The organism is Paenibacillus sp. HJGM_3 (genome assembly GCF_045062745.1).
Taxonomy (GTDB): Bacteria; Bacillota; Bacilli; order Paenibacillales; family NBRC-103111; genus Paenibacillus_AA.
Genome location: NZ_JBJGED010000040.1, coordinates 23,563 through 37,139, shown reverse-complemented (window position 1 = coordinate 37,139; position 13,577 = coordinate 23,563). Strand labels below are relative to the sequence as shown.

Sequence of the window (13,577 nt, the reverse complement as noted above, 5' to 3'; positions counted from 1 at the left end):
CAGTTATAAATCCATTTGGCCGGGGATACCTTATAAGTACGCCAAAAGCATCTTTAGTCAGGCAGCAAAGGGGAGCGTGATAGAAGTTGGGTTCCGGCAAAACGAAAAGAGTCTTGGGTCTTATGCTCGTCTTCATCGTTTGTTTAGGTTGTATTTCCACCCCATTTCAAAATTTCGCTTCGTTTCCCGATGAGCTTCGGCTGTTCTCCGGTCAAGACAGGGAGCTCCATCTCTCGATGCCCGTCCATGCTCAGGTAACGGTCAATCCGGATATTGTCAAAGTAAACGGAGAAGCCAGGCAATCGTTCCAGGTTGATCTGAACAAGCCGATCTCGCTCCATTCCGATCAGAGCGGCGCCACGGAGATGAAGCTGAAGCTGTTCGGCAAAATCCCGCTCAAAACCGTCAAGGTCAACGTCGTTCCGGATCTGAAGGTGATTCCCGGCGGACAGACGATCGGCGTGAAAATCAAGTCGGACGGGATTATGGTCGTAGGCCACCACCTCGTCGCTGCGGCGGAAGACAAGAAGACGTCGCCGGGAGAAGAGGCCAAAATTCAAGTAGGCGATCTGATCGTCAAAATCGACGACACGCCGATCAAGGATGTCTCCAAGGTCGCGGAAATCGTAAGGAAGGCGGGGGAACAGAACAAGCCGCTTCATCTGACGATCATGCGAAACGGACAAGCCGTGAACATCTCGATACAGCCTACTTATGATATTTATGATAAATCGTATCGGCTCGGCTTATACATCCGGGATTCCGCTGCGGGGGTAGGCACTTTGACGTTTTACGCACCGGATCAAGGCGTTTATGGCGCGCTGGGACACGTCATCACCGACATGGACACGCAAACGCCGATTCCGATCGGAGACGGCCAAATCGTCCATTCGAACGTAACCTCGATCTCCAAAAGCCAAAACGGAGAGCCGGGCGAGAAGCGGGCTACATTTACCGACGACAGCAAGGTGTTGGGCAACATTACGAAAAACACACCCTTCGGCATCTTCGGCAAAATGTACAATTCGCCCGAACACAGCCTTCACAAGGAGCCGATTCCGGTGGCGTTCGCCGAAGAGGTCAAGGAAGGGCCGGCCCACATTTACACCGTGGTCAACGGGCAGAAGGTCGAGAAGTTCGATATTGAAGTCGTCCATGTGACGAAGCAGGATTTCCCGGCAACGAAGGGCATGGTGATCAAAATTACCGACCAGCGTTTGCTGGACAAAACCGGCGGTATTGTGCAAGGGATGAGCGGCAGTCCGATTATCCAAAACGGCAAAATGATCGGGGCTGTCACCCACGTATTCGTGAATGATCCTTCCTCCGGGTACGGCTGCTTTATCGAATGGATGCTTCAAGACGCTGGTATCGTGCTGAAACCGAGCGTATCCTCGAATCTTAAGGCGAGCTAGAGGCCTTAAGATTTTTTCTCTTACGGGGCACGGAAGAAAAATGCTGAGGCGTGTCGAAATGTGCAAGTTCATGGAATAAATTATTAATTATAAAATAAAATGCGTAAAAAATAAACAAAAATAATTTTCGACAGAAGGAAAATCGGTGCGCTTGTCGAAATCCTATAACTAAGAAACACGAAACCATATTGCCCATGGATTAAGGAGGATATGAAGTTGCAGAAAATCGAAGTATTGCTCGCAGACGATAACCGAGAATTCACCAACTTACTTTCAGAATTTATCTCCGAACAAGACGATATGGTGGTTGCCGGTGTAGCTTACAACGGAAATGAAGTTTTGAAGTATATGGAACAGCATAAGAAAGTGCCGGACGTCCTTATTCTCGATATCATTATGCCGCATTTGGACGGCCTCGGGGTATTGGAGAAGCTGCGCGAGATGAACTTGAATCCGCAGCCGAAGATCATTATGCTGACCGCCTTCGGGCAGGAGAACATCACGCAAAAGGCCGTTCAGTTGGGCGCCTCCTATTACATTTTGAAACCGTTTGATATGGATATATTGACGAATCGGATTCGCCAGCTCGTATCGAACAGCTCGCAGACCGTTACTTCCTCGAGTTCGCCGATGCGGACGAACGTGGTGCCGATCACGAAGGGCAAGAACCTGGACGCGAACATCACGACCATCATTCACGAGATCGGGGTGCCGGCGCACATCAAGGGCTACCAGTACCTGCGCGAGGCGATCACGATGGTGTACAACAACATCGAGATTCTCGGGGCGATCACCAAAACGCTCTATCCGGCCATTGCCGAAAAGTACAAAACGACGCCTAGCCGCGTCGAACGCGCCATCCGTCACGCGATTGAAGTCGCTTGGACGCGCGGCAACATCGACAGCATCAGCCACCTGTTCGGCTATACGATCAACATCAGCAAGTCGAAGCCGACCAACAGCGAGTTCATCGCGATGGTGGCCGACAAGCTGCGGATCGAGCATAAGGTGAGCTAATATCCGAACGATCGAAGAGGGGCGCTATGCGCCCCTCTTCCTTTAATCCAAATACAAATTGTCGACGTAATAGTCGTCTCCCGTGCCGGCCGTAGATCCGCTCATGAAGCGAACCCGGTCGATCGTCGCGAACGTGTTCCATTTGCCGATGCTGCCCTTCAGCACGTCATTGACATAGATGTTGGCCCGCGTCGTGCTGACGGCTTCGATCTTTAGCTTGTTCCACGCGCTGAAGGTGACGGTGCCCGCCCCGGCGCCGGGCAAAACCGTCCAGGAAACGCCGTTATACCAGGCAATCGAGCCATTAGCCTGGATATTGACGTGAAACACGCTGTGCGCATTGTCGTTGGCGCCGCTATTCAAGCTGATGATGTTGCCGGACGGCGAAGCCACGGGTCGAATCATCGCTTCAAATGTTTTGTAGGACTTGGCGGTGGTCGTCTTCACTACGTTGGTCAGAACGGAAGCGGATGTATCGTAGATGCGCAGCGCCTTCGTGCCCGCATAAACCGGACTATTGACGACGGTCGCATTGCCTCCGACAACCGTAAAGCCGGCTGGCGCGTTCCCTGCCGCATCGCTCTCGAAGCCGTTCATCGGAATGGCGGACCGGACGACATCGATATACTTGCCGATGATTCCCGTGCGGGTCGTGTTGTCCGAGATGAGCAGCAGCTTGTTGGCTGCCACTTCCCGAACGCCGGTGTAATTGGAAGCGGTAGCCGCGAACGTGCCGGTAGTCAGGAACCCCCAGGAATAACCGCTCCCATCCAATGAGAACAGTAGCTTGGTGATCGGCCGGCCAAAGCTGAGCACGAGCGTTCCGTTGTCCATCATTGTGAGGTCGGGATCGACGCTGTACGTATCGGCGGCATCGACCCCCGGCAGCGTCGTCGGGGTGCTCCAGGTCAGGCCGTTATCCGTTGAACGCGTGTGGTACAGCGGATTGCCCGTTCCGCTGCCAACCCGCATCACGATGAGCAGCGACCCGTCCGCGGCGCGAATCGACACCGGCTCGCAGTAGCCTTCCGGACCGACCGTCGTGCTGTACGCGACTGTGGTGACTACGCTCCAGTTCGCGCCTCCGTCCGTGGACTTCACCCACAGCACCCGGTACTTGGTATCCGTGGCGTACTTCCCATACATCGTGCCTTGAATGGAGCCGTCCGGCATCAGGAGCAAGTTGCGATGAAACTGGAACCCACCCCAATTCGCGCTGTTCGAAGCTTGGTCTTGAGGAAAGGCGACGTTGCCCGTGAATGCCGTCCAGGTTGCGCCATTGTCGCTCGAGATCGAATAGAAGGCGGTCGAATTGCGCGCGTTCACCCGCTGGGTCACATAATTCATCCCCATTAAGTTCCCGTTCGCCAACCGAAGGATACTAGTCAGATAGAAGGCCGTATTTTGCACGTAAGTCGGCCATGTGGCCCCGTTGTCCGATGACACTCGGATCGCGTCCGTCGTTGGATAGAGAACGGCATCCGGATGCTGGCTGAAGGTTGCGAACACACGGTTGTTCTCGTGGAATAGGAACGGGAGATGCCGGGTGGCGGTACCGCCGTTTTCCACGTTGAATTGGGTTCCTAGGGTAATGCTGAGCGTTTCCGGCGCGGCCAAGGCGGGTTGGCCGAATAGGAGCAGGGCGAGGAACAGCAGGCTGCCGCTCAGGAGACGCCGCATCGGTCTCGTTTGGATCATATCATTATCATCATCCTTTCGTTGTTTAAGCCCGTTACGTGACGACCAGCCACGCGGCTTACCCTTTGGATGTATACGTGCCCGTCGAATGCTTTATGCTGTTGCAAAGGGACTCAGGCTCTGGCGAAAGGCGTCGGCATAAAGCCGGGATGCGTCGCCCGCACGTCCGGATGGGAGAGGCTCATGAATTTATTCATGGGCCTTCCCGATTGTCTTCCAACATGTTTTGCGCTTCCCAAACATAAATTAGATACGACTTTAGGGGAGAGCGGAGTGTCGAGTCATGCCTACTTATCCACCTATATTGAAGCATGGCGATACAGTTGGAATTGTAACATTGGGAAGCCCTCTCGGTTCAAACACAATCAATAATAGAATTTCCGTCTTACAAAGGATGGGGTTTCAGGTTGTTCTAGGCGACTATGTATATTCGGTTAATGGTTATCTGGCAGGAACAGATGAACAAAGAGCATCCGACCTGATGAGGATGTTCGTGAATAAACAGGTGAATATGATTTTACCCACTAGAGGAGGAGTCGGAGTTGCTGGAATTCTTCCCTACTTGGACTACGGGACGATCTCCGCTAATCCTAAAATATTGACGGGCTATAGTGACATTTCCGTATTAATGAACACCTTGTATCAATTTTCTAATTTAGTTACCTTTTCCAGTTTACTTCTTATTGATTTCAGAGTAACTACTCCAGCTTATAATTTTAACCAATTTTTTGAAGCGACTTCTACATTGTCGGCTCCAAGAAGGATCCAAAACCCACCAACTATGTCGCTTATAAGTAAAGTTCCCGGCAATGTGACCGGGCCTATTGTTGGGGGTAACCTTACTTCAATAATAGACACATTAGGAACTCCATACGAGATGGATACGAGTGGGAAAATTTTGTTCCTTGAAGAGACTCACGAACCCATTAACAAAGTGTATAGAATGATCAATCATTTAAAATTAGCGGGAAAATTCGAGGATTGTATTGGGATTGTAATGGGAGAGTGTACAGGCTGCCAAAATGCTTACGGAAAATCGTACGATGATTTAATAGACGAAGTAATAGCTCCAATAGGTAAGCCGCTCATGACCAATTTATCTTCTGCTCATGGCGTTTATAAAGCCGCTGTCCCTATTGGAGCTACCGTGAATCTTAACACGTATATTAATACATTGACCGTTCTTGAACCGACCGTTACTGTATAAGGCGTTTAGCACCCCAATAATGCTGTTCATAGTAGGGAACTCCAAATAAGTCGGATATTTTCACTTCACGAGTACCCATTGTTCCGGCGTGCAGCATTTTGTTATTTCCAATGTAAATTCCCACATGCGACACTCCGGGTTGGTACGTGTCACTCAGGAAGATCAAGTCGCCTTTTCGTAATTGATCCGCTGGAACGAATGTTCCTAGATCGCTCTGCATGGAAGACGAATGAGGTAACTCGATTCCAATCTCTTGGAAAACAAATTGAGTAAATCCGGAACAGTCAAAAGCTTGATCGGGAAGGTCGCCTCCAAAAACATACGGAACTCCAAGCTGTGTCTTTCCTTTGGCAATGATGGCGTCCGCTTTGGCTTCCCAATCCGACGTCCGATCATTTGGAATGTTTATGGTCAATCCCTTGTAAATATTGGATGGATCGACTTTTGGATTCACAGCCATTAAACTGGACAGACTTACACCATATTTCTGGGCAATGATCCATAAGGTATCGCTTTCATTTGCGGTATATTTGTCATATGTAGCTGCCGATGCAGAACCCGAAAAAAGAATGCTTAAAGTTAACGCGGAACTCAAAATAATCGATTTTTTCATTTTAGCCTCCCGTGTTGTATAGATTTTGACGAAATGCCTATTGTAAACATAGCATCCTGATTCAGTCACGGGAACACGCAAAATAATGGCAGTAAGCGAGGCATCGAAGCCGACGAATCAATTAGCGCCCCTACTCCGTTATGTATCGCGGATAGTGGCGCTATTTCATAACGTATGTTTATCTAAAGGTTCGGACTTGTCTCACACAAGCAATAGCACTTTGCCCATGCTGTTCCGGCTCTCGACCCATTGATGGGCGAGCGCAGCCTCGCTCAGAGGGAATCTGCGCCCGATCTTGATGTCGAGCTGTCCGCTCTCCAGGAGACGGAACACGTGCTTCGCCGGCTCCTGAAGCAGCTCGGGCCGCTCCCGGCGGGTCGTACCCAGGCTGAAGCCGAGCATGGAGCGGCAGCTCGCGTGCAAGTCTTGGGTGCTCACCTGCCCATAGCTGCCGCTGGAATTGCCGAACATGACCAACCGGCCGTAAGGGGCCAGGCACGCCATGCTCTTCGATGTGATCTCTCCGGCGATCGAGTCCAAGACGATCTGGACACCCCGGCCGTCGGTGATGTCGTTCACCCTGGCGGCGAAGTCCGTCGTCTCGTAGCAGATGACATGATCCGCTCCGGCCTGGAGTGCCATGTCCACCTTGCTCTCGCTGCCGACGGTGCCGATCACCCGCCCGGCGCCGAGCGCCTTGGCTACCTGGATGGCCGTCGTGCCTACGCCGCCGGCCGCGGAGTGGACGAGCACCGTCTCGCCGGGCTCCATGCGGGCCACGTCGGCTAGCAGCTTGTAGGAGAGGAACGACACGATGCCGCAGGCGCCCGCCGTCTCCATGTCTAGGCTGTCGGGAAGGGCGAAGGTAAGATTCTCGTCGGCCACGATATATTCCGCATACGAGCCCTCGTGAGGAAAGGCGAGCACGCGCTGCCCGACTGCGAGCGAGGTGACCTCGTCGCCCACGCGTTCGACGATGCCCGCGGCCTCAAGCCCTAGCAGCAGCGGCAGGCGCCCGCCCTTGCCCTTGTTGCCGTATCGGGCTTTGATATCGGCATAATTGACGCATGTGGCATGGACCCGGATCAGCACTTGCTTCGCTTGAATCGAGGGGATCTCCACGTCAACCAGCTTCATGTGCTCCGGGGAGCCATAGTTCTCGAGCATGACCGCTTTCATCCCGCACCTCCTGAGTTTCAATGTGTAAAACTCAATTTCACAAATATGTTTATTGTCATTTTATCGTGACTGCTCATCGAAATCCAGCCTTGAGGTGAGGGCTTAAATGATTCATTGCTTTCCTGTTGCCTGGTATGTATAATGTTTACAATTTCTAGGTTAAGGTGGAGTACATGGGATATGCGATTGTACTTGAAGAGGAGGAACCTTATGCCGAACACTTTTTTTATCTCCGACCACCATTTTGGGCACCAAGGCATTATTGCTTTCGAAGGGCGGCCTTTCGCCGACGTCGAGGAGATGACCGAGGTGATGGTCGCCCGGTGGAATTCGGTAGTGAGCGAGCAAGACCGTGTGTTTCACTTGGGCGACTTCTCGTTCCTGGGGCAGGAGAAGACCTCAGCGATCGTCAGCCGGCTGAACGGGTACAAGACGCTCATTATGGGCAACCATGACCGCGGGCGTTCGAGGGCGTGGTGGCTCGCCGCCGGATTCGACGAGGTGAGCGAGTATCCGATCATCTACAAAGACTTCTTCTTCCTGTCGCACGAGCCGATGTACATGAACAAGCATATGCCTTACGTCAATGTACACGGGCACATCCATGGGCAGAAGTACGAGGGAAAGCAGCATTTCAACGTCTCCGTGGAGCATTGGGCGTACACGCCGATTCCATTCGAGCAGATCCGGGATGCCGTTGTCGTAAGCGAGGAGCAGGGAGGGTGAGCCCCACCCTTCCTTCAATTAAAGGATTGACACCTCTGCGAGGGCGTGCTATGATAGTTCTCACTTGCCACGCAGGTCCGTAGCTCAATGGCAGAGCAACCGGCTCTTAACCGGTAGGTTGTGGGTTCGACCCCCACCGGGCCTATAGCGCATGGGAACCCCCGTCGAGATCGTTCGACGGGGGTTTCTGTTGTAGGGTGAGCACCCACACTTTTTAACAACGGGCCTCATAAGTTATGGTGTGCATTTGTTGCATAGCCTGTCTCTTCTCTAGCGACCCTCTTTACGGGGTCGTTTTTTTGATTATACCAAAGTAATCGTTTTTAAATGGTGCATGTTCCATAAGACCACCTTGCCGTCCGCTTGGATGAGCTCCGCCATCTGCTGATCGACGGACCCGATCAATCCGGTTTTTTCGCAGTGCTCGCCAAGATCGAGGATGACGAGACTCCCTTCGAGCTTTTTGCATTGTTCGGCGAACGTTCGGGACAAGGGGACGGGAATCGAGCCCGAGAGCAAGGATGAAGGGGGGAGTGTATAAGGGGCCGACTCGGACGGATAAGGAATCAACCATTTCAAGTGATTCATGGAGACGTACATCGCCTTGTACACGGGGGAGTAGAAGACGAAGTAATCATTCATGATGCTCGTAAAGTAGCCGTGAAACGACTTGTTGCCAGCGATGAAAATCTCCACGAATCGGCCTTTGGCATGATTCAGCAGTTTCCGGAAGGAGAACCCGTCCGTTCCCAGGAAGGGCTCCGGCATGGCATAGACCGACTCGGCCGTGGACGTTCGGGCTTCTTGTAAACTCTGGATATGAATCAAAGGAATATAGTAAAATCGCTGTTCCTGTTGGAGGACGATTAGATCCAAGCCCGCATCGGCGAATCGGCCTGTAAGACGATGGTTGCCGGAGATGGCGACATCGACTTGCCGATCCAGCAAAGCATGAAGGGGCGTGCTCATGAGAATACCTCCTGTACACGATACTGTTTCGCATAAAACCTAGAACAACCAATAGACCCAGTAGGCCAGAATGAACAAAGTAAAAATGGTTGTGATAGGGATGACAACCGAAGTCACTTTCAAGTACTGCCCCCAGCTAATTTTCACGTTGCCCTTCTTCAGCAAATGCATCCACATTAAGGTGGCGAGCGTTCCGATAGGCAGTAACAGCGATCCGACGTCGCTGCCGATGACACTGGCCAAGTAAGCGATTTTCAACGTCAAGGGGTCCAAATCCATATTCGTCAAGGTCAGCGTTCCGACCATCAAGGCCGGATGGTTATTGAACAAGTTGGATAACACGGAGACCAGCACCCCCATCATCACACTGGCATGAACGATATCCTGGGAAACGAGGGGCTTAAAAATATGAATGAGCGTTTGCGTTAACCCGATATTGTGCAGCCCATAAATGATGACATACATACTGAACGCAAAGACGAGAATATACCACGGCGTTTTCTTCAACATATCGAGCGGTGTGATTTTGAGCGCAAACCATCGCCAGGCCAACAGCGCAATGGAGCCGAGTATCGCCATCGCCGGGACGGGAAAATGCACATACGAGGCGGCGAACAGGCTCAGTCGTACGCCAAAGACGAAGAGCAGGATGTTGCGCATGAACTTGCCGCGCTTCTCGATGGGGATGAGCGCCGTGCTTTCTTGCAGCGGATGCGCCTTCTTGTCGATCGGAGCATTCCAAGATCCCGAAGGGGCGGCCGGCAGGTGGCGCGGCAGGGCGCGATAAAAGCACACAAACAGCAGGCCGGCCAGAACGAGTAGCCCCACCGAAGCCGGCACGAACATCATGGCGGTGTGCATGTACAAGTCCATGTGCACGATTTTGAGGGCGATCAGATTCACGATGTTGCTCACGCCGATCGGTGCGCTGGAGGCGGTCGCGATTAAGGCGCCGGACAGCAAGTAAGGGATCTTTTGATGGGTTTTCAGCCCTAGATTGCGAAGGAGCATCAATAAGATGGGTGTCGTGATCAAGATGCTGCCATCGTTGTTGACGAACAGCGTCATTAAGAAACAAAGGAGATTGGTGTACCAAAACAAGCGAATGCCGGACCCCCGGGCTCGTACGAGCAGCTTTTCGGCGGCCCAGTGGAAAAACCCGAAGCTCTCCAAAACGATCGCCATCACGATCGTAGCCATAATGGTGATCGCCGCCCCGCCGATCGTCGTCGTGATGGTGCCTAAATCCGAATAGGACACGCTTCCGCTGAGCAATACGACGATGGCGCCTATGGTGGCGGGGATCGCCTCGTTCACGTTCGGGCGCCAAAAAATAAACGAAATCGTGAGCAAAAAGGTAAGGACAGTAAGAAGAATCGTAACGTCGTGCATCTGCATCCAACCCTCTTTTCTAGTAACAAGGTGCCTGCTCTTTCTAGCGACATTTCCAGTCGGCAATCGAATCATAATAGGTTGCTTGCCGGGATGCGTATCCCTCCTCTCCAAATGTCTTACTGATTCAATTGCATACTGCATTTATACGCCTTTGGGACAAAGGGGGTACTAGGACCTTTCCCTAAACTCTAGTAAAATCAACAAAATGCTAGGATTGATACTTACCTCGCATGCACAACTGTCTCTACAGGACATTTGTCGGCGTACAAAAAAAGAACCCGGCCTAGACAGGCAGGGTTCTGGCGGGGTTCTAGGGCAGGCTCGCTTCGGGCTCGCGCCGGTCGAGCCTACCGGGCTTTGGCCCCCTCCTGGATCGAGGCGACCAGGCTGTTCACGTACCGGCCGATGCGCGCGCTGATCTCGGCCCGCATGAAATCCTTCGTCATGACGAGCTCGTCGTCATGACTGCGGCACGTGTACCGGTAGTGCAGCTCGGTGTCGTCCTTCGCGTCCTCGTAGACGCGAATCTCGCTCTCGAGCAGCTGCTGGCGGGACTTGCGCATGTCCTCGCGAATCGTCTTCGCCAGGACGTGCGCGGCGGCGGCGTACAAGCCCTTCAGCGTCTCCGAGGACCGCTCGATCTCGGCGCGCCGCTTCTCGACGATGCCGAGCGCCACGGGCAGCAGAATGTAGTCCCGGATCATGTCCAGATCCCGCTTCGTCGGGAGCTCGGATGGGAGGGAGGGCTTGCCGTTCGAGGGGCGGAGCGACTGCTCGCGATGCTGCGGCAGCATCATGCGGCTCGATTCCCACAGCCCGTTGCCTTGGAGCTTTTTGCTCATTTGTAGTGGCCCCCAATCTTATGCGAGCGCTCCGACGCCTGGCCGGCGCTCGTGAAGGACGATGCCCGGGCGATGGCGAAGTTGCCGTACCGGTCCTTGATCCGGTCGGTCGCCTCGTCCAGCGCCCGGGACTTGACGAGGTCCTCGAACAGCGTCAGCTGATAGCCCTTGTCCTCGACCAGGCTCGTCAGCGTGACCCCGATACGGCGCACCGGCATCCGGTCCCAGTGCCGGTAGAACAGCGTCTTCGCCGCCTGGAACACGGCGTTCGTGTTATGGGTCGGATCCGGCATCTTCATCTGGCGGGAGAAGCCGGTCGGCGACTCGAACGGGCTGCACATGCAGCTGACGGCCACGACCCGGCCCATATAGCCCTTGCGCCGGCTGTCGCGGCACACCTCCTCGCACAGCTCGAGCAGGATCGTCTCCACCTCGGCATGGTCCGAGTAGTCGCGGGGGAGCGTCATCATATGGCCGACCGACTTGGGCTGCGCGGTGAACGTCCCGGGCGTGACGGGAGAGTCGTCGATGCCGTTGGCCGTGCGCCACATGACCTCGGCGTGAATGTCGCTTTGCTTCCCGAAGCGGGCCCGGAACCGCTCCTTCAGCACGGGCAGCGGCGTGCGGGCGATATCGCCGATCGTGAACATGCCGAGCCGGGCGAAGTGGGCCGTCATGCGGGAGCCGACGCCGAACATTTTGTTCACGGGCTCGGGCCATAGCTTCTCGGCGACGTCGGCCTTCGGCAGGGCGAAGATGCCGCTCTCGTTCTTCTTCGCCCAGATATCGGTGGCGATCTTCGCCAGAATTTTGTTCGAGCTGATGCCGATCCGGACCCATACGCCGGTCTGGCTGAGCACCTTCTGCTGAATGGAGCGCGCGATCGCCTCGGCGCCGCCGAAGAACGACAGGCTCGCGGTCACGTCGAGGAACTGCTCGTCGATGCTGAAGATCTCCACGAGATCGGTGAATTCCTTGTAGATCTCGGTGATCATCAGGGAGACGTCGATGTAATGCTGCATCCGGGGCCGCATGACGACGAGCTCCGGGCACTTCGCCAGCGCCTGGCCGAGCCGTTCGGCGGTCGAGACGCCGTATCGCTTGGCGATCGGACACGCGGCCAGAATGATGCCCGAGCGGCGGGCCGGATCGCCCGCCACCGCGACGGGCTTATCCTTGCAGCCGGGATGATCGGCTTTCTCCACGCTGGCGTAGAAGCTCTGGCAGTCCGCCAGCATAATGACGCGTTCGCGTTTTCCGCTCATAATCCGCCCTTCCCCCCTGTATGCATCAGCAAGGTCATCAGTTCGGCCTTGATCAAGCTGCGAAGCATATTGAATTGGTGCACATAGCCGCGAATCTGGTACTCCACGTGGATGCCCTTCACATTCGCCTCCGTGCTCAGAATGCGGATGTCCCGCTGCCTCAGCTCCTGCTTCGCGGTCTGCAAGTGCCGGAACAGCGCGGTCTCCACCTCCTTCAGGTAATAGAGGAGATGGTTGTAGACGATCTTGTCGCGGTACGCGGCCAATTCCTCCGCATCGCGGGCCAGCATATCGAGCAGAATCGGCATCAGCGTATACCGCTTGATCAGCTGAATGTCGTCTTCGGTTTCCATCCTCAAGTTCGGTTGCATCCTCACCACCACCAAAATGCGAACATATATTCCTATTCCTTATTATATATCGAACGTATGTTCTTTATGCAAGGTGTATTTCTTGGAAAATGACGAATTCGCGGAAAGCGGCGGGAAATCTGAAAAACCGGGCGAGTAGGGGGAGGGCGATGAGAAAGAGTCACAAAAATTTTTGTATAAAAGTTCACAAAAAAGATACAAGTTATAGACAAATTGTGACATACATTTACAGTCGGTTCGTTCTATAATACGGATTGTGTGTTGTGGAAGATGACGAACGGAGAGATGAACGAGCATGTCAGAACAGGATGTTATTGAGCATTTGCGCACGAAACTTGTGAACTTGGCGATGGAAAAAGGCACGTTTCTGGACGAGCATGTGCTGGAGCTGAGCCAGTTACTGGATCGGTATCTGGTGTTTCATCTGAGAAGACAAAAGAAGCGTCGCATTTCTTGACGGAGCAGGCGGCGACCCCTCACCAAATCGAGTACCGGGCCATAGTCTATGGTAAGTCGACACTCGGAACTGGAGAGATCGCGAGATGGCAAATGCACGACAACCCGCTCATGCGAGCAGGCCTCCCCTTTACCTTCACGGAGGAGGGCGGTTTGCGCGACCCGGATTTTTGACCGGAGGCATCGGCTGGCTGCCTTGGCTGACCTGGCCGTTCCTGCTGAAGCCGGGTTATTACTCGCCTTACTATATCACGGACTACCTGGATTATCTGCAGGACTACCCTGTAAATCCGTACAATTACTACTACTCGTATTCGTACTATCCGCCGCAGGGCGCCCCACAGGAGGCACAGACGGGCGGTACGCAACAGAACGACGATGAGAGTCGAGCTTGACACGACAGTCCCTGCCGGGAAGGCGGGGA

Annotated in this window: 14 protein-coding genes and 1 tRNA gene; 7 read left to right on the top strand and 8 right to left on the bottom strand. The window is 53.8% G+C overall.

Annotated features, from left to right (window positions below; genetic code table 11):
* The first annotated feature begins 86 nt into the window (after positions 1-86).
* Positions 87-1,415: a SpoIVB peptidase gene (gene spoIVB, locus ACI5FR_RS30470; protein ID WP_405461515.1), complete on the top strand. Its 1,329-nt coding sequence runs from the start codon at positions 87-89 to the stop codon at positions 1,413-1,415.
* Positions 1,416-1,631: 216 nt separating this feature from the next.
* Positions 1,632-2,432 carry a sporulation transcription factor Spo0A gene (gene spo0A / locus ACI5FR_RS30465; RefSeq protein WP_405461513.1) on the top strand — a complete coding sequence of 267 codons (801 nt, stop codon included), beginning with the start codon at positions 1,632-1,634 and terminating at the stop codon, positions 2,430-2,432.
* Positions 2,433-2,474: 42 nt separating this feature from the next.
* Here the strand turns inward: spo0A and ACI5FR_RS30460 are convergent, their stop codons facing one another.
* Positions 2,475-4,130, bottom strand: coding sequence for a sialidase family protein (locus ACI5FR_RS30460; RefSeq protein WP_405461511.1), 1,656 nt, complete (start codon positions 4,128-4,130; stop codon positions 2,475-2,477).
* Positions 4,131-4,413: 283 nt separating this feature from the next.
* Here ACI5FR_RS30460 and ACI5FR_RS30455 point away from each other — a divergent pair, with 283 nt between their 5' ends.
* A complete protein-coding gene (locus tag ACI5FR_RS30455; RefSeq protein ID WP_405461509.1) occupies positions 4,414-5,337 on the top strand; it encodes a S66 peptidase family protein in 924 nt (307 codons plus the stop codon).
* On the opposite strand, the gene ACI5FR_RS30450 is transcribed toward ACI5FR_RS30455, so the two are convergent.
* Positions 5,327-5,950, bottom strand: coding sequence for a C40 family peptidase (locus ACI5FR_RS30450; RefSeq protein ID WP_405461507.1), 624 nt, complete (start codon positions 5,948-5,950; stop codon positions 5,327-5,329). The genes ACI5FR_RS30455 and ACI5FR_RS30450 overlap by 11 nt on opposite strands.
* 201 nt (positions 5,951-6,151) lie before the next feature.
* Positions 6,152-7,129, bottom strand: coding sequence for a quinone oxidoreductase family protein (locus tag ACI5FR_RS30445; protein WP_405461505.1), 978 nt, complete (start codon positions 7,127-7,129; stop codon positions 6,152-6,154).
* A 210-nt stretch (positions 7,130-7,339) separates the two neighbouring features.
* Between ACI5FR_RS30445 and ACI5FR_RS30440 the strand changes: the two genes are divergently transcribed.
* Positions 7,340-7,855 carry a phosphoesterase gene (locus ACI5FR_RS30440; RefSeq protein WP_405461503.1) on the top strand — a complete coding sequence of 172 codons (516 nt, stop codon included), beginning with the start codon at positions 7,340-7,342 and terminating at the stop codon, positions 7,853-7,855.
* A gap of 73 nt (positions 7,856-7,928) precedes the next feature.
* A tRNA-Lys gene (locus ACI5FR_RS30435) sits at positions 7,929-8,000 on the top strand.
* Positions 8,001-8,158: 158 nt separating this feature from the next.
* Here the strand turns inward: ACI5FR_RS30435 and ACI5FR_RS30430 are convergent.
* The 5 genes from ACI5FR_RS30430 to ACI5FR_RS30410 all read right to left on the bottom strand — a co-directional run bounded on the left by ACI5FR_RS30430 (position 8,159) and on the right by ACI5FR_RS30410 (position 12,679).
* Complete coding sequence (locus tag ACI5FR_RS30430; protein WP_405461501.1) at positions 8,159-8,824, bottom strand: DUF2642 domain-containing protein; 666 nt, start codon at positions 8,822-8,824, stop codon at positions 8,159-8,161.
* A 39-nt stretch (positions 8,825-8,863) separates the two neighbouring features.
* Complete coding sequence (locus ACI5FR_RS30425; RefSeq protein WP_405461583.1) at positions 8,864-10,216, bottom strand: arsenic transporter; 1,353 nt, start codon at positions 10,214-10,216, stop codon at positions 8,864-8,866.
* A 350-nt stretch (positions 10,217-10,566) separates the two neighbouring features.
* Positions 10,567-11,061: a YhjD family protein gene (locus tag ACI5FR_RS30420; protein ID WP_405461499.1), complete on the bottom strand. Its 495-nt coding sequence runs from the start codon at positions 11,059-11,061 to the stop codon at positions 10,567-10,569.
* Positions 11,058-12,326: a DNA polymerase IV gene (locus tag ACI5FR_RS30415; RefSeq protein WP_405461497.1), complete on the bottom strand. Its 1,269-nt coding sequence runs from the start codon at positions 12,324-12,326 to the stop codon at positions 11,058-11,060. Before ACI5FR_RS30415 ends, ACI5FR_RS30420 begins: the two co-directional genes overlap by 4 nt.
* Positions 12,323-12,679 (bottom strand): YhjD family protein, encoded by a 357-nt coding sequence (locus tag ACI5FR_RS30410; protein ID WP_483875164.1) that lies wholly within the window; start codon positions 12,677-12,679, stop codon positions 12,323-12,325. The genes ACI5FR_RS30415 and ACI5FR_RS30410 overlap by 4 nt, the downstream gene beginning before the upstream one ends.
* A 340-nt stretch (positions 12,680-13,019) precedes the next feature.
* On the opposite strand from ACI5FR_RS30410, the gene ACI5FR_RS30405 reads away from it, so the two are divergent.
* Together ACI5FR_RS30405 and ACI5FR_RS30400 are read left to right on the top strand one after the other, a co-directional pair.
* Positions 13,020-13,154: an aspartyl-phosphate phosphatase Spo0E family protein gene (locus tag ACI5FR_RS30405; RefSeq protein WP_405461493.1), complete on the top strand. Its 135-nt coding sequence runs from the start codon at positions 13,020-13,022 to the stop codon at positions 13,152-13,154.
* Between the two features lie 85 nt (positions 13,155-13,239).
* On the top strand, positions 13,240-13,548 hold the full coding sequence (locus ACI5FR_RS30400) for a hypothetical protein (protein ID WP_405461492.1): 309 nt from the start codon (positions 13,240-13,242) through the stop codon (positions 13,546-13,548).
* Positions 13,549-13,577 lie beyond the last annotated feature (29 nt).

Coding starts and splice junctions, on each gene's coding strand:
- ACI5FR_RS30440 (WP_405461503.1), top strand. CDS start 7,340: ATGCCGAACACTTTTTTTATCTCCGACCACCATTTTGGGCACCAAGGC.
- ACI5FR_RS30455 (WP_405461509.1), top strand. CDS start 4,414: ATGCCTACTTATCCACCTATATTGAAGCATGGCGATACAGTTGGAATT.
- ACI5FR_RS30410 (WP_483875164.1), bottom strand. CDS start 12,679: ATGGAAACCGAAGACGACATTCAGCTGATCAAGCGGTATACGCTGATG.
- ACI5FR_RS30425 (WP_405461583.1), bottom strand. CDS start 10,216: ATGCACGACGTTACGATTCTTCTTACTGTCCTTACCTTTTTGCTCACG.
- ACI5FR_RS30415 (WP_405461497.1), bottom strand. CDS start 12,326: ATGAGCGGAAAACGCGAACGCGTCATTATGCTGGCGGACTGCCAGAGC.
- ACI5FR_RS30430 (WP_405461501.1), bottom strand. CDS start 8,824: ATGAGCACGCCCCTTCATGCTTTGCTGGATCGGCAAGTCGATGTCGCC.
- ACI5FR_RS30450 (WP_405461507.1), bottom strand. CDS start 5,950: ATGAAAAAATCGATTATTTTGAGTTCCGCGTTAACTTTAAGCATTCTT.
- ACI5FR_RS30445 (WP_405461505.1), bottom strand. CDS start 7,129: ATGAAAGCGGTCATGCTCGAGAACTATGGCTCCCCGGAGCACATGAAG.
- ACI5FR_RS30420 (WP_405461499.1), bottom strand. CDS start 11,061: ATGAGCAAAAAGCTCCAAGGCAACGGGCTGTGGGAATCGAGCCGCATG.
- ACI5FR_RS30460 (WP_405461511.1), bottom strand. CDS start 4,130: ATGATCCAAACGAGACCGATGCGGCGTCTCCTGAGCGGCAGCCTGCTG.
- ACI5FR_RS30400 (WP_405461492.1), top strand. CDS start 13,240: ATGGCAAATGCACGACAACCCGCTCATGCGAGCAGGCCTCCCCTTTAC.